The sequence below is a fragment of the Mycobacterium sp. UM_CSW genome (assembly GCF_000455205.1).
Taxonomy (GTDB): Bacteria; Actinomycetota; Actinomycetes; order Mycobacteriales; family Mycobacteriaceae; genus Mycobacterium.
In genome coordinates this window covers 1-21,661 of the sequence record NZ_AUWQ01000107.1, presented here as the reverse complement: position 1 = coordinate 21,661, position 21,661 = coordinate 1, and the positions used below count along the sequence as shown (strand labels likewise).

At 66.6% G+C, this 21,661-nt stretch carries 21 protein-coding genes; 16 read left to right on the top strand and 5 right to left on the bottom strand.

The annotated features are described in order from the left end of the window. Positions 1–10 precede the first annotated feature (10 nt). The 11 genes from N415_RS27090 to N415_RS27040 are packed head-to-tail and all read left to right on the top strand — an operon-like array spanning position 11 to position 10,667. Positions 11–778, top strand: a complete 768-nt coding sequence (locus N415_RS27090; RefSeq protein WP_068134388.1) for an ABC transporter permease — start codon at positions 11–13, stop codon at positions 776–778. Next, a complete protein-coding gene (locus N415_RS27085; protein WP_068188374.1) occupies positions 775–1,623 on the top strand; it encodes an ABC transporter permease in 849 nt (282 codons plus the stop codon). Before N415_RS27090 ends, N415_RS27085 begins: the two co-directional genes overlap by 4 nt. A gap of 4 nt (positions 1,624–1,627) precedes the next feature. Further along, positions 1,628–2,896, top strand: coding sequence for an MCE family protein (locus N415_RS27080; protein WP_068188371.1), 1,269 nt, complete (start codon positions 1,628–1,630; stop codon positions 2,894–2,896). Beyond that, positions 2,893–3,924 (top strand): MCE family protein, encoded by a 1,032-nt coding sequence (locus N415_RS27075; protein ID WP_068188368.1) that lies wholly within the window; start codon positions 2,893–2,895, stop codon positions 3,922–3,924. The genes N415_RS27080 and N415_RS27075 overlap by 4 nt, the downstream gene beginning before the upstream one ends. Beyond that, on the top strand, positions 3,921–5,093 hold the full coding sequence (locus N415_RS27070; protein WP_068188365.1) for an MCE family protein: 1,173 nt from the start codon (positions 3,921–3,923) through the stop codon (positions 5,091–5,093). The genes N415_RS27075 and N415_RS27070 overlap by 4 nt, the downstream gene beginning before the upstream one ends. After that, positions 5,090–6,430, top strand: a complete 1,341-nt coding sequence (locus N415_RS27065; protein ID WP_068188362.1) for an MCE family protein — start codon at positions 5,090–5,092, stop codon at positions 6,428–6,430. Before N415_RS27070 ends, N415_RS27065 begins: the two co-directional genes overlap by 4 nt. Then, positions 6,427–7,548: an MCE family protein gene (locus N415_RS27060; RefSeq protein ID WP_068188359.1), complete on the top strand. Its 1,122-nt coding sequence runs from the start codon at positions 6,427–6,429 to the stop codon at positions 7,546–7,548. The genes N415_RS27065 and N415_RS27060 overlap by 4 nt, the downstream gene beginning before the upstream one ends. Continuing rightward, complete coding sequence (locus N415_RS27055; protein WP_068188356.1) at positions 7,548–9,026, top strand: MlaD family protein; 1,479 nt, start codon at positions 7,548–7,550, stop codon at positions 9,024–9,026. The genes N415_RS27060 and N415_RS27055 overlap by 1 nt, the downstream gene beginning before the upstream one ends. Positions 9,027–9,043: 17 nt before the next feature. Beyond that, positions 9,044–9,589: an Mce protein gene (locus tag N415_RS27050; protein ID WP_239645715.1), complete on the top strand. Its 546-nt coding sequence runs from the start codon at positions 9,044–9,046 to the stop codon at positions 9,587–9,589. Beyond that, complete coding sequence (locus N415_RS27045) at positions 9,586–10,176, top strand: hypothetical protein (RefSeq protein WP_068188350.1); 591 nt, start codon at positions 9,586–9,588, stop codon at positions 10,174–10,176. The genes N415_RS27050 and N415_RS27045 overlap by 4 nt, the downstream gene beginning before the upstream one ends. Further along, positions 10,176–10,667, top strand: a complete 492-nt coding sequence (locus N415_RS27040) for a CAP domain-containing protein (protein WP_068188347.1) — start codon at positions 10,176–10,178, stop codon at positions 10,665–10,667. Before N415_RS27045 ends, N415_RS27040 begins: the two co-directional genes overlap by 1 nt. A 3-nt stretch (positions 10,668–10,670) precedes the next feature. On the opposite strand, the gene N415_RS27035 is transcribed toward N415_RS27040, so the two are convergent. Next, positions 10,671–12,317 (bottom strand): NAD-dependent malic enzyme, encoded by a 1,647-nt coding sequence (locus N415_RS27035; protein WP_068188344.1) that lies wholly within the window; start codon positions 12,315–12,317, stop codon positions 10,671–10,673. Between the two features lie 65 nt (positions 12,318–12,382). After that, complete coding sequence (locus tag N415_RS27030) at positions 12,383–13,333, bottom strand: DMT family transporter (protein ID WP_152531603.1); 951 nt, start codon at positions 13,331–13,333, stop codon at positions 12,383–12,385. A gap of 74 nt (positions 13,334–13,407) precedes the next feature. On the opposite strand from N415_RS27030, the gene N415_RS27025 reads away from it, so the two are divergent. Further along, on the top strand, positions 13,408–13,965 hold the full coding sequence (locus N415_RS27025; protein WP_068188339.1) for a carboxymuconolactone decarboxylase family protein: 558 nt from the start codon (positions 13,408–13,410) through the stop codon (positions 13,963–13,965). A 15-nt stretch (positions 13,966–13,980) separates the two neighbouring features. Here N415_RS27025 and N415_RS27020 read toward each other — a convergent pair whose 3' ends face one another. Then, positions 13,981–14,556 (bottom strand): TetR/AcrR family transcriptional regulator, encoded by a 576-nt coding sequence (locus tag N415_RS27020; RefSeq protein ID WP_161630362.1) that lies wholly within the window; start codon positions 14,554–14,556, stop codon positions 13,981–13,983. Between the two features lie 123 nt (positions 14,557–14,679). On the opposite strand from N415_RS27020, the gene N415_RS27015 reads away from it, so the two are divergent. The 3 genes from N415_RS27015 to N415_RS27005 are packed head-to-tail and all read left to right on the top strand — an operon-like array spanning position 14,680 to position 16,288. Beyond that, positions 14,680–15,246, top strand: a complete 567-nt coding sequence (locus N415_RS27015; RefSeq protein WP_068188336.1) for a peroxiredoxin-like family protein — start codon at positions 14,680–14,682, stop codon at positions 15,244–15,246. Between the two features lie 5 nt (positions 15,247–15,251). Continuing rightward, on the top strand, positions 15,252–15,791 hold the full coding sequence (locus tag N415_RS27010; RefSeq protein WP_204366846.1) for a GNAT family N-acetyltransferase: 540 nt from the start codon (positions 15,252–15,254) through the stop codon (positions 15,789–15,791). A gap of 56 nt (positions 15,792–15,847) precedes the next feature. Then, on the top strand, positions 15,848–16,288 hold the full coding sequence (locus tag N415_RS27005) for a DUF417 family protein (protein WP_081665549.1): 441 nt from the start codon (positions 15,848–15,850) through the stop codon (positions 16,286–16,288). Here the strand turns inward: N415_RS27005 and N415_RS31735 are convergent. Together N415_RS31735 and N415_RS26995 are read right to left on the bottom strand one after the other, a co-directional pair. Beyond that, a complete protein-coding gene (locus tag N415_RS31735; RefSeq protein ID WP_068188327.1) occupies positions 16,278–16,553 on the bottom strand; it encodes a hypothetical protein in 276 nt (91 codons plus the stop codon). The genes N415_RS27005 and N415_RS31735 overlap by 11 nt on opposite strands. A gap of 102 nt (positions 16,554–16,655) precedes the next feature. Next, positions 16,656–20,786: a bifunctional nitrate reductase/sulfite reductase flavoprotein subunit alpha gene (locus tag N415_RS26995; RefSeq protein ID WP_068188325.1), complete on the bottom strand. Its 4,131-nt coding sequence runs from the start codon at positions 20,784–20,786 to the stop codon at positions 16,656–16,658. Positions 20,787–21,138: 352 nt separating this feature from the next. Here N415_RS26995 and N415_RS26990 point away from each other — a divergent pair, with 352 nt between their 5' ends. Further along, positions 21,139–21,591 (top strand): LppP/LprE family lipoprotein, encoded by a 453-nt coding sequence (locus N415_RS26990; RefSeq protein ID WP_239645716.1) that lies wholly within the window; start codon positions 21,139–21,141, stop codon positions 21,589–21,591. Positions 21,592–21,661 lie beyond the last annotated feature (70 nt).

The window sequence follows — 21,661 nt, the reverse complement described above, 5'->3', positions numbered from 1 at the left end:
AACGAACCCCATGAACGGCACCGCCATCGCACGGCCCATGAACGCGCTGGGTCAGTTCTTTCTGCTCAGCCTCGAGGCACTGGTTGCCGCGGTACGGGGGCCGTGGGCGTGGCGTGAACTTTTCGAGCAGATCTGGTTCGTGGCGCGGGTTTCGATTTTCCCGACGATCATGCTGTCGATTCCGTACACGGTCCTCATCGTGTTCGTCCTCAACATCCTGCTCGTCGAGATCGGCGCGGGCGACCTCTCGGGCGCGGGTGCCGCGCTGGCGTCGGTGACCCAGGTCGGGCCCGTCGTCACCGCCATGGCCGTCGCCGGCGCCGGATCGACCGCGATGTGCGCCGACCTGGGCGCGCGCACCATCCGCGAGGAGATCGACGCGATGAAGGTGATCGGCGTCAATCCGGTTCAGGCGCTTGTGGTTCCGCGCATCATCGCCGCCACCTTCGTCGCGTTGCTGCTCTACTCGGTGGTCGCGGTCACCGGGCTGACGGGCAGCTACATCTTCGTGGTCTTCGTCCAGCACGTCACCCCGGGCGCGTTCATCGCCGGGATGACGCTCGTCACCGGCCTACCGCAGGTGGTGATCTCGCTCATCAAGGCGACCCTGTTCGGGCTGTCGGCGGGCCTGATCGCCTGCTACAAGGGCCTTTCGGTGGGCGGCGGCCCGACCGGCGTCGGCAACGCGGTCAACGAGACCGTCGTGTTCTCGTTCATGGCGTTGTTCTTCATCAACATCGTGATCACCGCCCTCGGTGTGAAGGTGACCGCCAAGTGACCGACGCCGCACGCGAGCCCGGATGGCTGGCCGCCCTCGGGCCCAGGCTGGTCGCCAGCACCCGCAGGCTGGGCGAACAGACCGAGTTCTACGGCAGGTCGTTGGCCGCCACGGCCGAGGCGGTACGGCGCTACCCGGGCGAAGTGCTGCGGCTGATCGCGGAGATGGGCATGGGCACGGGCGCGCTGGCGGTGATCGGCGGGACCGTGGGCATCATCGGCTTCCTGACGCTGACCACCGGCGCTCTCGTCGCGGTGCAGGGCTACGACACGTTGTCCAACATCGGTGTCGAGGCGCTGACCGGATTTCTCTCGGCGTTCTTCAACGTGCGCATGATCGCGCCGTGCACGGCCGGTGTGGCCCTGGCGGCCACCATCGGCGCGGGCACGACCGCCCAGCTCGGCGCGATGCGCATCAACGAGGAGATCGACGCGCTGGAAGTGATGGGCATCCGCGCGATCACCTATCTGTCGTCGACACGGATCATCGCCGGTGTCCTCGTGGTCATTCCGCTGTACGCGGTCGCCGTGCTGATGTCGTTCATCGCCGCCAAGTTCGGCACCATCTACATCTACGGGCAGTCGCGCGGCGTGTACGAGCACTACTTCTCCACGTTCCTGCGGCCCACCGACCTGTTCTGGTCGTTCCTGGCCGCGCTGACGATGGCCACGGGTGTGATGGTCGTGCACACCTACTACGGTTTCACCGCGACGGGCGGGCCCGCCGGCGTGGGGGAGGCGGTCGGTCGTTCGGTGCGGTCGTCGATGATCGTCACCGCCTTTGTCTGCCTGATGATTTCGTTGTCCGTCTACGGGCAATCCGGCAACTTCAACCTGTCGGGATGACGGCATGAGCAATCATCGTGACGACGGATCGCGCGCGCGAAACAGGGTCCGCAGCAGCAGGATCGATCCGATCTGGTGGGCGCCGACGCTGTTCATCGTCGTCGGGATATTGGTTGCGCTGACCGCGGCGTCGTTCTCCGGCAAGTTCCAGGAGTTCATCCCGCTCACGCTGGTGTCCGACCGCGCGGGCCTGGTGATGGAACCGGGCGCGAAGGTCAAGCTGCGCGGGGTGCAGGTCGGCCAGGTCGCCTCGATCGGCACCGACGTGAAAGCCGCACAGCTGCAATTGAAGATGCAACCGGGTCCGTTCAAATACCTGCCGAGCAACCTCGAGGCGGAGATCAAATCGACCACCGCGTTCGGGTCCAAGTACGTCGACCTGATCGTGCCCGACCACGCCAGCGCCACACCGCTCAAGCCCGGCGCGGTGCTGCGCTCCCGGAACGTCACCGTGGAAGTCAACACGGTGTTCGAGAACCTGCAGGCCGTGGTCAAGGCCCTGGATCCCGCCAAGCTGAACTCGATCCTGTCGGCGTTCGCGGAGTCGGTACGCGGCAAGGGTGAACGGATCGGCGAGGCCATCACCGACGCGAACGACCTGTTGCTGAGCGTCAACCCGCGGATGGACACCATCCACACCGACTGGCGGCTGTTCGGCAAGACGACGGCCGCCTATTCCAATGCGGCGCAGGATATTTTGTCGATCCTCGACTCGGCGACAACCAGCAGCACCACCCTGACCGACAACCAGCGGTCGCTCGATTCGCTGCTGTTGTCGGCGGCGGGTTTCAGCCAGACCGGCATCAACGTCATCGGCAGAAGCGAGGCCAACATCGTCCGGTCTTTCAACCTGGTCGATCCGACCACGGCGCTGCTGAACAAGTACTCACCGACCTTCACGTGCCTGTTCCAGGGTGCGCAATGGTATGTGGACCATGGCGGCCGGGACGCGTTGGGCGGCAACGGCTATTCGGTGATCCTCGACTCCGCGCTGCTGTTCGGTGACGACCCGTACCGCTACCCAAGACACCTACCCAAGGTCAACGCCACGGGCGGTCCCGGTGGTAAGCCCAGTTGCGGGTCGCTGCCCGACCCGAGCGCGAACTTCCCGGTTCGCGCGCTGGTCACCGACACCGGTTGGGGCGCCGCGCCCGACGAGATCCGCACCAATGTGGCCGCCGGAAATCCGTGGTGGGCCAACTGGTTCCCGACCACCAAGAACCCGCCCGAAGCACCCCACTACTGGTATCGCGGGGGACGGCCACCGCCATGAGACGACGGAAGATGTCCGCCATCCTCGCGCGCGTCGCGCTGTTCACGGCGGTCTGCTTGGTGTTCACGTTTACCTTGATCGCCGTGTTCGGCCAGCTGCGCTTCGAGGACCGCACCGGCTACCAGGCGGTCTTCACGAACATATCCGGCCTGAAGTCCGGTAACTTCGTGCGCATCGCCGGGGTCGAGGTCGGCAAGGTCGGCGACCTCACTCTGCACCGCGACGGCACCGTCACCGTCGGCTTCGCCGTGGACAAGGGCGTGCGGCTCACCGACGGCACCAAGGCCGTCGTGCGCTACGAAAACCTGATCGGGGACCGCTATCTCGCGCTCGAAGACGGGCCAGGGTCCCCCTGGCGCCTGCCGGCGGGCGCGACGATTCCGCTGGCGCGAACGTCGCCCGCCCTCGACATCGACGCGCTGATCGGGGGCTTCCGGCCGTTGTTCCGGGCGCTGGACCCCGATCAGGTCAACGCCCTGTCCGGCGAGTTGCTGCGCATCTTCCAAGGGCAGGGCGGCACCCTGGCCTCGGTGCTGGCGCAGACCTCGATGCTGACGTCGACCCTGGCCGGGCGCAGCGAACTGATCGGCGAGCTGATCACCAACCTGAACACCGTCTTGCACACCTTCGGCACCCGCGACCGCGAGTTCTCCGACGGCCTGGACAAGCTCTCGCAGTTCGTCAACGGCCTGGCGCAGCGCAGGGACGACATCTCCACCGGGCTGGCCTACATCAACGCGGCGGCCGGGTCGGTCGCCGACCTGCTCGTCCAGGCCCGCCAGCCGATCAAGGACGTGGTGCACGAGACCGACCGGATGTCGGGGCAGGTGATGTCCGACCGCGACTATGTCGACAACCTGCTCAAGCAGCTTCCCGACATCTACCAGGTGCTGTCCCGGCAGGGCCTGAACGGCGACTACTTCGGCTTCTACTTCTGCGAAGTGTTGCTCAAGCTCAACGGCAAGGGCGGCAACCCCATCTTCGTCAAGCTGTTCGGCCAGCCCAGCGGGCGGTGCACGCCGCAATGAAGCTACCCAAGATAAGGCCGCTCGCGGGACGGAGCCCCGTCACGATCGGCGTGATCGGCACCGCGGTCCTGGTGTGCGTGACCGTCGCGGCCTTCCAGTACGACAAGTTGCCGTTCGTCAAGAACACCAACGACTATGCGGCCTACTTTTCCGAGGCCGGCGGCATCAAAACCGGTAGCACGGTCCGGGTTTCGGGGATGGGCGTCGGCAGGGTCTCCGACATCCGCCTGGAGGGCACCAAGGTCCGGGTGGGCTTCACCGTCCGCAAAGCCATCGAGCTGGGCGACCGAACCGAAGCCGCGATCAAGACCGAGACGGTGTTGGGCAGCAAGATGCTCGAGCTAACCTCGCGCGGCGACGGACGGCTGAACGGCCCCATCCCGCTGGAACGCACCCACTCGCCCTACGACCTTCCCGACGCGCTGGGTGACCTGACGACGACGATCAGCGGGCTCGACACTACCCAATTGTCCTCGGCGCTAACGACGTTGGCCAACACGTTCAAGGAAACCCCGGCCGACCTCAAACCCGCGCTACAGGGCGTCGCCCGGTTCTCCGAGACCCTCAACCATCGCGACGCGCAGCTGCGCAGTCTATTGGGCAACGCCAACAAGGTCTCCGGCGTGCTCGGCAAGCGCAGCCAGCAGATCGCCACGCTGGTGGCCGATTCCAACGCGCTGCTCGCCGCGCTGCTGGACGAACGGGATTCTCTCGACGCGCTGATGAACAACATCACGGCGGTGTCGCATCAGATTTCGGGGCTGGTCGACGACAACCGGACCCAGCTCAAGCCCGCCCTCGACAAGCTCAACGGGGTGCTCGAGGTGCTGGACAACCGCAAGGAAGACCTGCAGAAGACCCTGCCGAAGTTCAAGCGCTACGCGATGTCGTTCGGTGAATGCCTCGGCTCGGGGCCGTTTTTCAAGGCATACGTGGCCAACCTGATCCCGGGGCAGATAAGCGGCCCGACGATCGACGCGCGGATGTATGACCGGTTCCTGGATCCCAACCAGGGGCTGCCGTCGGAGTCGGTGGACCCGCCGACCGGCAGCCCGCCCGTGCCGCCCGAGAACGCGCCGCATCCCATCTGGTCGCAACCGCCCTCCCCGGGCCCCGCGCCGGGCCCACCGCCCGAGCTCGCTCCGGCGGATGCGGGGGGACAGCGATGAGTCGCCGGACGCTGCAGACGGTGACCGGCATCAGCCTGGTCGCCACCCTCGTCGTGGCGTCGTTCCTCGTCGGCGCCAAGTTGCTGAGGCAGGTCGAAAGGAACACGTACACGGCCTATTTCGCGGAGGCGAACGGCCTGTTCGTCGGCGACGAGATCCGCATCCTGGGCGTCGCGGTGGGCGTGGTGGACAGGATCGAGCCACAGCCCGCCAGCTCCAAGGTGACCTTCTCCGTCGACAAGCAGTACGCGGTCCCTGCCGATGCCCGCGCGGCGATCCTGTCGCCGTCGCTGGTGACCTCGCGGGCGATCCAGCTCGTCCCGGCGTACTCCGGCGGCCCCAAGCTGAGCCCCGGCGCCTCGATTCCCCTGAGCCGCACCGCGGTTCCAGTCGAATGGGACGACTTCCGCAGGCAGCTGGAGAAGCTGACCGAGGCGTTGCAGCCCACCGCTCCGGGCGGCGTGAACTCGCTCGGCGAGTTCATCAACTCCGGCGCCGACAACGTGCGCGGCGAGGGCGACACGGCCCGCGACACGGTATTGAAGCTGTCCGAGGCGATTTCGGCGCTGGGCGATCACGCCGAAGACATCTTCAGCACTGTGCGCAACCTGCAGCTGCTGGTGTCGGCGCTGCACTCCAGCAGCGATCTGCTGGCCTCGTTCAACCAGAACCTGGCCAGCGTGACGACGGTGCTGTCGAACACCCCCAACGAGGTGGCGAACGCGGTGAAGGGCCTCGATGGGGCGCTGACGGATCTTCGCGACTTCCTGTCCGAGAACCGGGAAGCCATTGGCGTCACGTCCGACCGGCTGGCGTCCATCACCACGGCGCTGAACGACAGCCGCGCCGACGTCAAACAGATTCTGCACATCGCCCCGACGGTGTTCCAGAATTTCCTGAACATCTACCAGCCGGCGCAGAGCGCCATGACCGGCATCATGGCGCTGAACAACTTCGCCGACATCCCGCAATGGATCTGCAGCTCGATCGAGGCGGCCTCCCGGCTGCGCCTGGACCGCGTGTCGAAGCTGTGCCTGCAATACATCAACCCGATCATCAAAAACCGCATCTACAACTACCTTCCGTTCGGTCTGAACCCGTTCGTCGGGACGCAGGCCCGGCCGAGCGAAATCACCTACAGCGAGGACCGGTTGCGGCCGGGCTACACGCCCCCCGAAGCGCCGACGGATCCCGCGCCGCCCCAGCCGCCCGCGGCCGCCGAGCAGCCGGCGCCCACCGAGGCGCCACCGCCCGGCGAGGCGCCACCGCCGCCGAACGGCACGGTCGACTCGACGCAAGTGCTGCGTGACCTGATGCTTCCGACGGGGGCATCATGAGACGCGCGATGGTGGCGGCGCTGTGCCTCGCCTGCCTCGCCGCGGTGTCGGGCTGCGGATGGAAGGGCCTGAATTCGTTCACCCTGCCCGGCACCGCGGGTGGGGGACCCGGCTCCTACACCATCCAGGCGCAAATGCCCGACGTCGCAACGATTCAGGAGAACACTAGGGTTCGCGTCGACGACGTCAACATCGGCAACGTGACCAAGATCGAGCTCCAGGATTGGCACGCGCTGGTCACCATGCGGATCAACGGCGACGTTCGGCTGCCGGCCAATTCGACCGCGAAGCTCGGGCAGACCAGCCTGCTGGGCTCGATGCACATCGAACTCGCACCGCCCAAAGACGAGCCGCCCGTGGGTGAACTGAAAAACGGTTCGGTGATCTCGCTGCCGCGCGCGAGCACCTATCCGACCACCGAGCAGACCCTGGCCTCGGTGTCGATCCTGCTCAACGGCGGCGGGCTGGGTCAGCTGCAGGAAATCACCCAGGCGCTCGCCAAGGCCTTCGCGGGCCGCGAGAACGACATGCGCAGCCTGCTCGGCCAGCTCGACCAGTTCATCGCCGGCACCAACGCCCAGACCGACGACATCATCGCCGCCTCCGAGAACCTCAACTCGCTGGCGGGCCAGGTCGCCGACAAAGACCCCGTCGTCGACAAGGCGTTGACCACCGTTCCGAAAGCGCTTGCGCTACTTGCCGAGGAGCGCACCAAGATCGCCGATGCCATCGACCAACTCGGCAAGTTCAGCGCGCTCGCGGCGGACACGATCCACCAGAGCAGGGAATCCCTGGTGAACAACCTGCGCAACATCGCGCCGGTGCTGCGGTCGTTGGCCGATGCCGGGCCGTCGCTCACCAGGGGCCTGGACGGCCTGGTGGCCTACCCGTGGCCGGCGTCCACCGTGCGGAACTGGTTCCGCGGTGACTACGCCAACCTCACCCTGGTGGTCGACCTGACCTTGAGCCGCATCGACCAAGGGCTCTTCACCGGCTCCCGATGGGAGGGCAATCTCACCCAGCTCGAACTGCAGTGGGGGCGCACGATCGGCATGCAGCCCAGCCCGGTCACCGGGGGCAACCCGCTGACCTATCCGTATCACTTCGGGGGATACTGATGCTGCGCCTGAACCGCCGCACCTGGATCCAGCTGTCGATGTTGACGCTGGTGACCGTGCTTTCTTGTGGCGCAATGGCTTTCAACTTCATGAAGCTGCCCGCCACGCTGTTCGGGATCGGCGAATACAACGTCTCGGTCGACCTGCCGCAGTCGGGTGGGCTCTACCAGACCTCCGTTGTCACCTACCGCGGCACCGACGTGGGCCAGGTCAAGTCGGTCGAGGTCACCGCCACCGGGGTGCGTGCGGTGCTCGCCCTGATATCTGGGGTCAAGGTGCCCTCCGACGTCGAGGCGTCGGTGCACAGCCGCTCGGCGATCGGCGAGCAATACATCGAGCTGACCCCGCGGCCGGGCAAGGAAGGAGAACACCTCCGGTCGCTGGCCTCGGGCGACGTCATCCCCGCCGGCCGCGTCGACGTACCCGTCGACATCGGCCACCTGCTCGACCTGACCAACCGTGCGCTGCAGGCGATCCCGCGGGACAACCTGCACACGGTGATCGACGAGACCAACCGCGCGGTGAGCGGCCTGGGGCCGGAGTTGTCGCGGATCGTCGACGGGTCCACCGCGCTGGCCATCGCCGGGGGCCGGACGGCCGACCCGCTGGCCGCCCTGATCGACCAGTCCCCGGCGGTGCTGAACTCCCAGGTGCAGACGGCGGACGACATTGCCACGTGGGCCAATCGCACGGCGGCCATCACGGCACAGTTCAAGGCGCAAGACGCGGCGCTGCGGGACCTGTTGACGCAGGGCACTTCCGGGCTGGAGGAAGGCCGCGCCCTGTTCGACCGGGTCGCGCCGGCGGTGCCGGTGTTGTTCGCCAACCTGGTCAGCCTCGGCGACATCGCCGTCGTGTACCGCCACGACATCGAACAACTGCTCGTGCTGTTCCCCCAAGGCATCGCTGCCATGGCGGCCATCGTCGTGCCCAGCTCCAATACCAAGCAGGAGTACCGGGGCGCCCAGTTGGACTTCAACCTGAACATCAACCTGCCGCCGCCGTGCACGACGGGCTATCTCCCGCCGACCCAGCGCCGCTCACCGGCCAGCGTCGACGCGCCGGACCGTCCCGCCGCGGACCTGTTCTGCCGGGTGCCGCAAGATTCCGAGTTCAATGTCCGTGGCGTGCGCAACATTCCGTGCGAGGCCAAGCCATGGAAGCGGGCGCCCACCGTCGAGCTGTGTGAAAGCGACGAGGAGTATGTGCCGCTCAACGACGGCTACAACTGGAAGGGAGACCCCAACGCCACCTACAGCGGGCAGGGTGTCCCGATGTATCCGCCAGGACAAGACCCGCGGCTGCCCCCGCCGCGGGGCACCGCGCCCCCGGCACCGGCGCCGCCGCCGCTCGCCGTCGCGACCTACGACCCCGCCACCGGCGACTACGTGGGGCCCGACGGACACCGTTACACCGAAGCCGATTTGGCGCACCCTCGCGCCAAGAACTGGCAATCGCTTTTAGTCCCGACGCCGTAAGCAATCGAAGGAGCAACATGGCCGAAGACACCCAAGAACCCGAGAAGCGGCTTGCGCGCTGGCGGCGCCGGGCCACCCCCCGGCTCTCGCGCGCCGCAACGGCAGTGCTGGCCGCCGCCGCGGTGGTGACGGCGCTGGCCGGATTGGCCGGCTGGCTGGGCTACCGGGCCTACGAGAAGCACGAGGCCGACACCCAGCGCGACTTGTTCGTTCAGGTCGCCCGCCAGGGCGCGGTGAACCTGACCACCATCAACTACGCCCAGGTCGACGCCGACGTGCAACGCATCCTCGACCTGTCCACCGGGGCGTTCCGCGACGACTTCGAGCAGCGGTCCAAGCCCTTCGTCGAGGTCGTCAAGGCGGCACAGTCCAAATCGGAAGGCACCGTCACCGATGCCGGCCTGGAATCCCAGCGGGGCGACTCCGCGCAGGTCCTGGTCGCGGTCGCGGTCAAGTCCCGCACCGCCGGCGGCGAGGAGGCGCCGCGGGAATGGCGGATGCGAATCGAGGTCCGGTCCGTCGGTGACGACGCAAAGGTGTCGAGCGTGGTGTTTGTGCCATGACCACACTGCGCGACGACATCGAGGCCGCCGCCGACGAGGACGTGGAGCCTGCGGCGGAAGACGAGACGGTAGAGGAAGATTCGGAAGCGCCCGAGAGGCGGCGCATCAATTGGTCGCGCGTCTTCGCCCGGGGCGTGTTGCCCGCGGTCGCGCTGCTGCTGGCGTTGGGGGCGGGCTATTTCAAGTGGGTGGCCGGGTCGGCCGACGACCTGGCGCGGGCACGTGCCGAATCGGTGCGGGTCGCCGGCGAAGACGCGGTCGCCCTGTTGTCCTACAAGGCGGATTCGGTGGAGAAGGATCTCGCCGCGGCGCGCGAACGACTGACCGGCGAGTTCAAGGACGCCTACACCGAGCTGACCCGCCAGGTCGTCATTCCGGGCGCGAAGGAGAAGCACATCTCCTCGGTGGCGAAAGTCAACGCGGCGGCCTCGGTTTCGGCGTCGGCCAACCACGCCGTGGTGCTGGCGTTCGTCGACCAAACCGTCACCATCGGCAGCGGCGCCCCCACGGACACCCAACCCGTCGTGCGGGTGACGCTGGACAAGGTCGACGGCCGATGGCTGGTCTCGCGGTTCGACCCGGTGTGATGCGAACGGTCACGGTGGTGTCCGCCGCGCTGATCGCGGCGGCGGCAGCGGCGTTGCCGGCGCCCGCCGCGCACGCCGACAACAAGCGGCTCAACAGCGCCGTCGTCTCGGCCGTCTACACCCTGCAGCACCAGGCGGGCTGCACGAACGACGTCATCCGGAACAACGCGCTGACGCTGGCCGCCGAATGGCACGCGGACGACATGATCAGCAACCGGAACATCAACGACGACACCGGATCCGACGGATCGACGCCGCAGGACCGCGCCAACGCGGCCGGCTTCCACGGCCGGGCGGCCGAAACGGTGGCGATCAACCCCGCGATAGCGATCAGCAGCCTCGAACTGGTCAACCAGTGGTACTACAACCCCGACGACATGGCGATCATCCGGGACTGCGCCAACACCAACATCGGGGTGTGGTCCGACAACAGCCTCGACCGCACCGTCGTCGTCGCCGTGTATGGGCAACCCGACGCACCCAGGCGATAGCGGCTAGTCGTAGACCGGCGTCCACATCGTGTCGGCGACGGCCTGCCCGACGTCCTCGTGGGTCTTGGTGGCAACCCCGTCTTCCACCGCAGCGTGATAGACGGCCTCGGCGACCGCCGTCGAGATCTCGCGCAGGTTCTGCACATCCGGCAAGAGGGAGTCGCCGGCGTTCGTCGGGCACGCCTGGTGCACAACGGCTTTCGCTGCCGCCTGCAGCATGCCGGGGGTGACGGTCCTGGCCCGGGAGACGATGATGCCCAACCCGATGCCCGGGAACACCAGCACGTTGTTGGCCTGGCCGATGGTGTAGGTGACGCCGTCGAATTCGACCGGGGCGACCGGGGTGCCGGTGGTGATCAACGCCTTACCGTTGGACCACTCGAGCAAGTCGGCCGGCATGGCCTCCATCCGTGAGGTCGGGTTCGACAGCGGAAAGATCATCGGGCGTTCGCAGGAAGCCGTCATCGCGTCCACTACCTTCTCGGTGAACGCCCCGAATACCGTTGAGGAGCCCAGCAGAATGGTCGGCGACGCGAGCTTGATCGCGTCCACCAGGCCCACCCGATCCCCGGCACCGACCCCGAGTTGCTGCCGGTTCTTGGCGTACGGCACCTGGAAATCGCGCAGGTCGTCCATATCATCGAAGAGCAGGCCCTGCTTGTCGATCGGCCAGATCTGCGACCTGGCCTGCTCGACCGTCGCGCCGTCGGCGACCATCGCGTCCCGGATCTGATCGGCCACGCCGATCCCGGCGGTGCCGGCGCCGAAGACGATCGTTTTCTGGTCGCGCATCGGGATGCCGGTGACATGGCATCCGCCGTAGACGGCTGCGACCACCACCGCGCCGGTGCCCTGGATGTCGTCGTTGAAGATGCAGTAGTCGTCGCCGTAGGTCTGCAGAATGTGCCGCGCGTTGAGCGGCCCGAAGTCTTCGAAATGCAGGATCGCGTGTGGAAACAGCCGGTGCGCGGTCTCGATGTAGCGCTTGATGAAGGCGTCGTAATCCGCGCCGCGGCGCCGGGCGTGGCGGTTGCCCAGATAGAACGGATCCTGCAGCAACTGTTCGTTGTCCGTTCCCACGTCGAGCGACACCGCGATGCAACGGCGCGGGTCGATCCCGCCGCCCGCGGTGTAGAGCGCCAGCTTGCCGACGGCGATCTGGATGCCGCCGACGCCCCAGTCACCGATACCCAGGATCGCCTCGGCGTCGGTGCAGACGATCAGGTCGACGTCGTCGGGTCCCAGGCCGAAAGTCTCGAAGGCCTCCGCGATCTCGTCCGGCTCGTCGATGCTCAGAAACAGGCCGCGCTGCCCGCGGTATTCATCCGAGAAGCGTTGAATGGCCTCACCCACGGTCGGCGTGTACACCACGGGCATCAGCTCGGGCAGGTGGTCTTCCAGCACCTTGAAGTACAGCAGTTCGTGCCGGTAGTGCAGTTGCTCGAGAAGCAGGTTGCGGCCCAGATCCGTACCGAGGCTTTGCAGTTGGTGCCACACGCGGTCGGCTTGCTCGTCAAGCGTGAGCACCGCCGACGGAAGCCGGCCGGTCAGCCCCAGGCGCCGGCGCTGCTCGTGGGTGAATCCCACGCCGCGATTCAGGCTGGGGGCGGCCAGGGCCGGCGGGATCCGCGGCGTGTGGGGATCGCTCATCACAACACCGTAGCGCCGATCGCGGTGAACGCATCCGGAAGTGCTCTTGTCGATCCGGCTCCTCGCTAAGAAGTCTGTCCTGATACGCCCGTGCTCATCGCGGTGATTGGGTCGCGGAGCCGGGTGCGTCTATTGGCAAGGACCAATAGGCCAAGCACGATCAGCGTCCCTCCGATCGCGGTGGGCGCCTGCGGCGGTTCGCCGAGCACCATCACGCCGGTGATCGCTCCGGCGACGGGTTGCAGGCTCAGCATCAGCCCGGCTCGTGAGGCGCTCACCGATGCGATGCTTCGGTTGAATGCGATCATCGCCGCGATGGTCGAGGCCAGCACCGCGATGGCGGCAAGCAGGTGCGCAGGTCTCGCGGTGCTGAAGTGGCTTCGCTGGGTGGCCCACGACACCGCCACGAAGGGACTGACGGCAAGGGTGGACCCGGCAAATTGCCAAGCGGTCAGTCCCAGTGCCGTGGTTGCGGAATGGGCCGTGTGTCGCGACCAGATGATGTAGACCGCGCCACATGCCACGGCCGCGATCACGAGGAGGTTGCCGACGGTTTGATCGCCGGCTATGTCATTCGGCTCGCCGGCCGCCAGCGAGACCAGGCTGGTCCCGGCCAGGCCGAGAATCAGCGCGATCGCGCCGGGCACGCCGATCCGCTCGCGCAGCACGAGCACCGCCAGCGCAACGGTCATCAGAGTCTCCGTCCCCAGCAGCAGCGATCCGCTCGTAGCGGTGGTCCGGGCCAAACCGAGGTTCTCCAACAGCCAGGTCAGGCCCGGCAACATGACGCCTTGGGCCATCGCACGCGCGGCGCCATCGCTGTGGAGTTGCCCACTGATGGCCGCGGCGAGCATGAAGACAAGAGTTGATCCGCCCAATTCGACGACCAGCATGTCCGCCGGGGTCAGGCCACGTAGCGCCAGCACGGTCAGCGCGCTGCCGACTCCGAACGCAACCGCGGCAGCCGCGACGCCGGCTTCGCCTCGGTGCAGGCTAGTCAACGAGGTTCCTCCCATCAGCAGACTGTACTTCACAGTACAGATATTGTACTTTGAAGTACAGTTACATCCGCTCGATATGAGGAGCCGCAATGTCAGCTATCGCCACCGCCGAGTCGTCCACCGCTGAGCCCGACCAGCTGCGGGCGCGGGCGGAAATCGGCCGCCACTGGGGAAGGGTGCCTAATCTCGGTGCGGTACTTGCCTTGTCGCTGCCCATGACGCGAGCGGTTCTGGCATTCGACGACGCGCTCAGCGCAGGTGGCATCACCGGCGCGGAAGCTGAGCAGCTCGCGATTGCGGTGTCGCACGAGAACGGTTGCGCCTATTGCCTTGCGGCGCATAGCGCCGCCGCGCGTGCCTACGGCGTTGCCGCCGAGGACATTGCGGCCGCACGCACAGCGCACGCATCCGATCCCAAGATCGCCGCTGCGCTGCGCTTTGCCCAACAGCTCGTCCGGACTCGCGGACGTGTCGACGACGGGCACCTTGACGCTGTCCGTGCGGCCGGCTGGAGCGACGCCGACATCGTCGAACTGGTCGGTCACTCATTATCGACGATGCTGAGCAACTACCTGCACCATCTCAGCAAAGTGCCGATCGACTACCCTCCAGTCGAGTTCGCGGAGGACGACTCCTCGCGCGTCTGAGTCATCAAGCGGGGCTTAGCCTTTGCGTGATTTTGCCTTTGGACGCGGTGCCAACGCCGCGTCCGTCACCGTGCGCAGCGCCCGGCGCAAAGGTTCGACGCTGCCGCTGACGTCAGCGAGCAGCAGTCCGCCCTGATAGGCCGCAAGTAGGCCGGCCGCCAGGACCGAAGGGTCGGTGCCGGCCAGCAATTCGCCATTGTCTGCCACTCGGCGCAATCCCTTGGCGAAGATTTCTTCCCAGCGGGCAAATCCTGCCGTCAGCGCCGCGCGGGCGGCCACCGCATCGGGGTCGAGTTGATAGACCAGGGATCCGATCGGGCAGCGGACGGGATCGGTCGAGGACGCCGCTTGCCGAGTGGCGTCCTCGCACCAGGCGCGCACGTCGTCGGCGGTTGACATTGCGTCGAAAGGCGGCTGTATCGACGAGATCACCCGCTCCACTTGAAAACCCACCACATCGGCGACCAAGTCGGACTTGTCGGCAAAGAAGTGGTACAGCTGGCCGCGACCCACTCCCGCGGCGGCGCCGATCTCGTCGAGCGTCGTCGCGCGCACGCCCTGCTTGTCGAAAAGCAGGCATGCCGCTTCCAAGATGCGACCTACCGTCGCGCGTCCTCGATCGGTTGTCGGATTCGAAATCACCCAACTACTGTATCAAACAGTCCAATTACTGTACTGTGAAGTACAGTCGCGTCTAACCCGGAAGGACATTCCATGAGCCTGGCCGTCGGGACCAGATTTCCCACCAAGATCGCCGTAGCCACCCCCGATGGGCCTCTGGAGTGGTCAACGTTGCTGTCCACCGGTCCGCTCGTGGTGGCTTTCCATAGGTTGTGGTGCCCGTTCTGCCAGCAGGCGGCTCGCGAACTCGCCTCGGTCAAACAGCAACTCGACGCCGCAGGAGTCCACGTCGTCCTCGTCTACCGCGAAGACGTCGAGACGACTGCGTGCGCCTGCGCCGAGCGCGCCATCCCGTTCCGGTGCGTCAGCGATTCCGACCGTGAGCTGGAGACCGCCACGGACGTCCGGAACTTCTCGATCGCTCGCTACGCTGCGTTCTCACCCCGGAAACTGATTCATGCGCTGCGGTCGGGAAGCCATGTCGGCAAGGCCAATTCGGGCTTCCTGCAGGGCCGCGGCACGTTCGTCGTCGACCGCGATGCGCGCATCGTTTATGCACATCAAAGCAGGACTGCCGCCGACATCGCGCCGATCGAGGAAATCTTGGCAGCCGTCGCGTCCACGTCTCAAGCTGGCACGCGTGACCATTCCGGAACCTGACGACGTTGCCATTGGCGGCCAGCATGATTGTGCGGCAAGGGATTCGGCACCGGGGGGCAGCTGTGAGCGGCCTTGATATCCGCGCCGCGCGGCCAGCTGACTTTGCGCGGGTTTTATACCTGGCGACGGCCTTCTACATCGAAGACGGATTCGATACACCGGCTTCAGAGCTTCGCGACAATCTCGCAGTGCTGCTGCACGCGCGCACCGCCCGAGTCGCGATCGCCCGCCGGAGGCACGACATCGTCGGCTTCGCCATCACGACGCTTGGCTTCGGACTCGAACAGGGCGCCATCGCCGAGCTCGAGGATCTCTTCGTCGAACCCGCTCATCGACGACAGGGAGTCGCAACCGCGCTCATCGACGACGGCGCCGAGTGGGCCCGATCACGCGGTTGCGGCACCCTCGAAGTCGTCATCGCGCCCAACGGCAACAACGTCGCCCACCTCGTCGACTATTACGCGCGCAGAAACTTCACCGACCATGGCCGACGACTTCTGGCTCGACACCTCGATATCCCAGCCCCACCATTGCGGAGGCGGTGATGTACCCCGGGTTTCGAAAGAATCGCGCTGAACGTTTGGTTTGGTACGGCGGACTGATGATCCGTTACGGCATGATCGTGCCGATCCTATGGATAGGCGCGGCGAAGTTCACTGCCGGAGAGGCGAACAGCATCGCACCGCTCATCGCGAACCAGCCTTTGATGGGATGGATCTACCGGATCCTCGGCGTGCAGACGGTCTCGGACGTGATCGGTGTCATCGAAATCGCCACAGCCATCCTCATTGCGCTCAAGCCGCTTGTCCCGCGGATATCGGCCGTCGGCAGCGGAATCGCGATCGGACTGTTCCTGGCTACGGTGAGCTTCCTATTCACGACACCGGGTGTTGTGGACATCCGAACGGAAGCGATTCCCATCCTGACCGACACGGGCGGGTTCCTGATCAAAGACCTTGCGTTGCTGGGAGCGGCGGTTTGGACCCTCGGGGACGCTTTGGACGCGAACGATTCTCGGCGCCGCTCGGCACCTACCTGCTAGCGGCGGCCGTATCGGCAGTGTCCTCGGCGGCCACTTCACAGACGCAGGGCCGTGCGCCGTTGTGCACCCACCGCGACAGCCGGCTGCCCTGCTTGCGCATCACGTGCTGCACGTAGACCTTGTCGCGTTGCACCCGGGAGAACGCCATGTCCAGGTTGACGGGCAACCCTGCCCACTCGACTTGGCCCGGCGCCGACGCCCTGCCGTCGGGATGCAGCGGACACTCCCGCCGCGGGCAGACTTGCCTTTCAGAATCGCGAGCCACGCTGTCACTCCTTTTGGTACGCGACCTAATGAGTGAATCCTGCGTCAGCGATGTTTCAGCGGCGGGTGTGCGACGTTTCCGTCGTATTACAGGCCGGGCGCCTCAGTAGACGTCGCGGTGGTAGCGCTTGTCGGCGCTCAGCGATCGCACGTATTCCCGCGCCGCATCCGGGCCGAGGCCGCCCTGTTCAGCGGCGATTTCGCAGAGCGCGCGGTCGACGTCCTTGGCCATGGGGTCGGCGTTACCGCAGACGTACAGCTGCGCGCCGTCCTGCAGCCAGCGCCACAGCTGGTCCCCGCGCTTGCGCATCAGGTGCTGCACGTAAACCTTCTCGCGCTGGTCGCGCGAGAACGCCAGGTCCAGCTCGGTGAGCAGCCCGTCGGCCCGCATCTGTTCGATCTCGTCGCGGTAGTAGAAATCGGTCGCGGCGTGCTGTTCGCCAAAGAACAGCCAGTTGGGGCCGGTGTGGCCGAGCGCGCGACGTTCCTGCAGGAAACCGCGGAAGGGCGCGATCCCGGTGCCCGGGCCGATCATGATCATCGGGGTGTCCGGGTCGCTGGGCGGCCGGAAGTTGCTCGACGGCTGCAGATACACGGCGACGCGATCGCCGGGGGAGCGGTCGGCGAGGTAGGTCGAACACACCCCACGGCGCGGGACGCCCTGGAAGTTGTAGCGCACCGGCGAGACCGTCAGGTGGACTTCCGCCGGGCACTCCTTGGGGCTCGACGAGATCGAGTAGAGACGCGGCTGAAGGCGTTTGAGCACCCGCAGCCACTCGTGGGCCGACGCGTAGACCGGCAGAGCTGCCAGCAGGTCCACCAACTGGCGTCCCCACGTCCAGTTGCTCAGCTCGGCCTTGTTCTCCGGCCTGAGCAGCTCGGCAAGTTTCTGGTTGCCGGTGCGCTCCTGCACGAAACGCACCAAATCCCGGCTGATGTGTGCGATCTCGATCCGCTCGGTGAGCGCGGACCGCAACGACATCAAACCGTGCTCGCCGACCTCGACCGGGGTTTGCCCGTCGAGTCCGGTGACCGAGAGCCATTCGTCGACCAGCCGGTCGCTGTTGCGCGGCCACACCCCAAGGGCGTCACCGGCCTCGTAGCTGATCGTGTCCTCAGGCACACGAAACACCAACTGCCGCACGTCCTTCGCCGACTCCGGCCGGCCCAGCTTGATGTTGCGCGCCATGTCGGTGATCAGGGGATGCTTCTTGGAGTAGCCGACGGCTCCGGCCCCGTTGGCCGGCCGGGCCGGCTTGGCGACCGGGGCGGTGACCGCGCCCGTCCTGCCGACCGGTGTGGGCGTGCGGGCCAGCGCCTCGATGACCCCGCCCAGCCACTTGGCCGCGGTGTCTTCGTAGTCGGGTTCGCAGTCGACCCGGTCGACGATTCGGGTCGCTCCCCGCTCTGAGAGCCGCTCGTCGAGCTTGCGGCCGTGGCCGCAGAAGTCGTCGTAGTTGGAGTCGCCCAGCGCGAGCACCGCGTAGCGGGTGTCGGTGAATCGCGGTGCGTCGTCGGAAGTCAGCGCCCGCCACAGCCCCGTGCCGTTGTCCGGTGGGTCGCCGTCACCGGTGGTGCTGGTGATCAGCAGCAGTTCCCGCGTCGCCGGAAGCTGCTGCAACGGGAAGTCGTCCATGGCGTGCAACGCGACCGGCAGGGCGGCCGCGCGCAATTGCGCGGCGACATCGGCCGCGAGTTCCTCGGCATTGCCGGTCTGCGAAGCCCACAACACCACGACGGGCGCCCGTTCGGGGCCGGGGTCGGGTGGAGCGATCGGGGGCTGCCCGGCGGCCGGTGTGGGCGCCGTCTGGGGCGCCTCGGTGCGCGCGAAAAGCCCGGCGAGCAGGCCGTCGACCCACAGCCGGGTGGTGGAATCGAACGGGGCGTTCTGGGGCAGGGTAGGCACCCCCGAGCGGCGTCCCGCTTCCGTGCGCAGCCCCGCGACGAGGCCGGCCAGGTAGGAGCGGCCCAGCGGCCCGAGTTGCGGCGCCGGTTCGTTTGCCACCCCGAGGAGTTCGGCGAAGGCGTCGACGCGGGCCACGCTGATCTCGTCGCCCGCCGGCAAGGCGCCGCTCGAATCGGGTTGCGCGACGGCGACCTTGGTGAGGGATACCGCGCAGGCCTTGAACTCGGGTTGATGGGAGACCGGGTCGACGGCGTCGTTGGTGACGGCGTTGATCGACAGGTACTCGCCGAAGACGTCGTTCCAGTGGAACGGCGCAAAGCAGTTGCCGGGCCGGACCCGGTCGGTGATCACGGCGGGCAGCACGGCCCGGCCGCGGCGGGAGGCGATTTCGACAGGGTCGTCGTCGCAGATCTGTAGGCGGGCCGCGTCGTCGGGATGGATTTCGACGAACGGCCCGGGGTTGAGCTTGTTGAGTTTGGCCACCTTCCCGGTCTTGGTCATCGTGTGCCACTGGTGCGGCAGGCGCCCGGTGTTGAGCACGAACGGGAAGTCGTCGTCGGGCATTTCGTCGGGCAACAGGTGTGGGCGGGCGAAGAACACCGCGCGACCGCTCGGGGTGGGGAAGGCCAGCCGGGGCGCGGTGCCGTCCTCGCGGACCAGCCGGGCCTGGCTGACACCGTCATTCAGGTAGCGGATGGGGTTACGGTCGGCACCGTCGGGCGGGCACGGCCACTGCAGCGGCGTCCGGTGCAACCGAGAGTAGCTGGCGCCGCGCAGGTCGTAGCCCGTCGCGGGGTTCCGGAATCGTTTGATCTCCTCGAACACCTCCTCCGCGGAGTCATAACTGAACGACTCGGAAAACCCCATCGCGCAAGCGATTCGGGCGATGATCTGCCAGTCCGGCAGCGCTTGGCCGGGCGCGTCGAGGGCCGGCTGGAACAGGGTCAGGTTTCGCTCGGAATTGACCATCACCCCCTCGGCCTCCGACCACAGGGCGGCCGGCAACAACATGTCGGCATACTCGTTGGTCTCGGTCTCGAGGAACGCGTCCTGGGCGATCACCAGCTCCGCTCTTTCCAGACCGGCCAGCACGGTCCTCCGGTTTGCCACGGAGGCAATGGGATTGGTGCAGACGATCCAGCAGGCCTTGATCTGGCCGTCGACCATGCGGGAAAACATGTCGACGGTGCCGGTGCCGACCTCGGTGCGCAGCGATCCGCGCGGAATGCCCCACTGGTCCTCGACGAATTCGCGGTCGGCGACCGAGGCCACCGAGCGCTGACCGGGTAGACCCGGTCCCATGTAACCCATTTCGCGGCCGCCCATGGCGTTGGGCTGCCCGGTGAGCGAGAAAGGACCGCTGCCGGGTTTGCAGATCGTTCCGGTCGCCAGGTGCAGGTTGCAGATCGCGTTGGTATTCCAGGTACCGTGGGTGCTCTGGTTGAGCCCCATCGTCCAGCAGCTCATGAAGTTTTCGGCTTCGCCGATCCAGCGCGCCGCGGTGCGGATGTCTTCGCTTGGGATACCGGTGATTTCACCGACCCGTTCCGGGCTGTACTGCCCGAGGAAGCTCGGCATCACCTCCCAGCCTTCGGTGAATTCGGCGATGAATTCGGCATCGGTGTGGCCGTTTTCGACGATCAGGTGCAGCAGCCCGTTGAGCAGCGCGAGATCGGTCCCGGGGGCGATCTGCAGGAAAAGGTCGGCCTTCTCGGCCGTCGCGGTGCGGCGCGGGTCCACCACGATCAGCTTGGCGCCGGCCTTGACGCGTTCCATCATGCGCAGGAACAGGATCGGGTGGCAGTCGGCCATGTTGGAGCCGATGACCAGGAACACGTCGGCCGCGTCGAAGTCCTGGTACGAGCCGGGCGGTCCGTCGGCGCCCAGGGACAGCTTGTAGCCGGAACCCGCGCTGGCCATGCAGAGCCGCGAATTCGACTCGATCTGGTTGGTGCCGATGAAGCCTTTAGTCAGCTTGCTCGCCAAATACTGCGCCTCGATGGACATCTGGCCGGACACGTACATGGCGAAGGAGTCGGGACCGTGCCGGTCGATGATCGCCCGGAGCCGCTGCGCGCACCGAGTTATCGCGTCGTCGATGTCGATCGGCTCGAGGGGCTCGCCGCGGTCGGCTCGCACGTGTGCCGATTCCATCCGGCCGGGCGCGGCCAGCATGTCGGATGTGGTCGTGCCCTTCGTGCACAGCCGGCCGAAGTTGGCCGGGTGGCTTTTGCTTCCAACGGCTTTCGTAACGTGACGACGGCCGCTTGCCCGGTCGGCTGTGACTTGCAACACCATGCCGCAACCGACACCGCAGTAGGCGCACATGCTCTGCACGGCGTCCCCGCGGACACCATGGGGCTCTGTGGCCACGCCTACTTTCCTCCCCTCCAGCGCGCAAAGGGCCTAATGCACCAAATAATGCGGCAACGATGTTTCGGCATCGGGTGTCCGATGTTTCCGCCGTTTTACGGCTTCCTTTCACCGGATCCGGGCTAGCGTGTGAGGTCCCCGGAATGCCAGGTAATCGCAGGTCAGCGCTGATCCGCGACGTCGGCCAGATTACCCGCATTCCTTGGTGATTTGGCCCTCAGAAGCCCGCTTCCGATGAAACAAACGGGACATTCACAGATTTCGTTAAGCTCACAATGTGCGCCGCCCATTTGTGATTCTGCTGATCCTGTTGGTGTCGGCCTGTGGGGGTAAACCGACGGCGCCGCCGGCATCGCGGGGCGATGCATGCAAGGATTCCGACGGTCCGACCGCCGACACGGTGCCGCAGGCCATCGCCTCGGTGCCGGTCGAGGTGCCGGGCTCGACGTGGGTCGAAATCGCGCGGGGGCACACCAAGAAGTGCCGGCTGTACTGGGTTCAGATCATCCCGACCATCGCCAGCGAGTCGACGCCGCAGCAGCTCCTTTTCTTCGACCACAACACACCGCTGGGCTCCCCCACGCCGAACCCGAAGCCGTACATCACGGTGCTGCCGCCCTCCGACGACACGATCACCGTTCAGTACCAATGGCAGGTCGGCAAGGACGAACCCTGTTGTCCCACCGGAATCGGCACGGTGAAGTTCCAGATCGGACCCGACGGCAAGCTGCAGGCCCTCGGCAAGATCCCGCATCAGTAGCGCTGGCGCACAACCTAACCCACCGAGTGTGGGGCCTATGGACGAATTCAGTGCTTGAGTTCTGGGGGTG

Coding starts and splice junctions, on each gene's coding strand:
- N415_RS27090 (WP_068134388.1), top strand. CDS start 11: ATGAACGGCACCGCCATCGCACGGCCCATGAACGCGCTGGGTCAGTTC.
- N415_RS27080 (WP_068188371.1), top strand. CDS start 1,628: ATGAGCAATCATCGTGACGACGGATCGCGCGCGCGAAACAGGGTCCGC.
- N415_RS27075 (WP_068188368.1), top strand. CDS start 2,893: ATGAGACGACGGAAGATGTCCGCCATCCTCGCGCGCGTCGCGCTGTTC.
- N415_RS27070 (WP_068188365.1), top strand. CDS start 3,921: ATGAAGCTACCCAAGATAAGGCCGCTCGCGGGACGGAGCCCCGTCACG.
- N415_RS27065 (WP_068188362.1), top strand. CDS start 5,090: ATGAGTCGCCGGACGCTGCAGACGGTGACCGGCATCAGCCTGGTCGCC.
- N415_RS27060 (WP_068188359.1), top strand. CDS start 6,427: ATGAGACGCGCGATGGTGGCGGCGCTGTGCCTCGCCTGCCTCGCCGCG.
- N415_RS27055 (WP_068188356.1), top strand. CDS start 7,548: ATGCTGCGCCTGAACCGCCGCACCTGGATCCAGCTGTCGATGTTGACG.
- N415_RS27050 (WP_239645715.1), top strand. CDS start 9,044: ATGGCCGAAGACACCCAAGAACCCGAGAAGCGGCTTGCGCGCTGGCGG.
- N415_RS27045 (WP_068188350.1), top strand. CDS start 9,586: ATGACCACACTGCGCGACGACATCGAGGCCGCCGCCGACGAGGACGTG.
- N415_RS27040 (WP_068188347.1), top strand. CDS start 10,176: ATGCGAACGGTCACGGTGGTGTCCGCCGCGCTGATCGCGGCGGCGGCA.
- N415_RS27035 (WP_068188344.1), bottom strand. CDS start 12,317: ATGAGCGATCCCCACACGCCGCGGATCCCGCCGGCCCTGGCCGCCCCC.
- N415_RS27030 (WP_152531603.1), bottom strand. CDS start 13,333: ATGGGAGGAACCTCGTTGACTAGCCTGCACCGAGGCGAAGCCGGCGTC.
- N415_RS27025 (WP_068188339.1), top strand. CDS start 13,408: ATGTCAGCTATCGCCACCGCCGAGTCGTCCACCGCTGAGCCCGACCAG.
- N415_RS27015 (WP_068188336.1), top strand. CDS start 14,680: ATGAGCCTGGCCGTCGGGACCAGATTTCCCACCAAGATCGCCGTAGCC.
- N415_RS27005 (WP_081665549.1), top strand. CDS start 15,848: ATGATCCGTTACGGCATGATCGTGCCGATCCTATGGATAGGCGCGGCG.
- N415_RS26995 (WP_068188325.1), bottom strand. CDS start 20,786: ATGTGCGCCTACTGCGGTGTCGGTTGCGGCATGGTGTTGCAAGTCACA.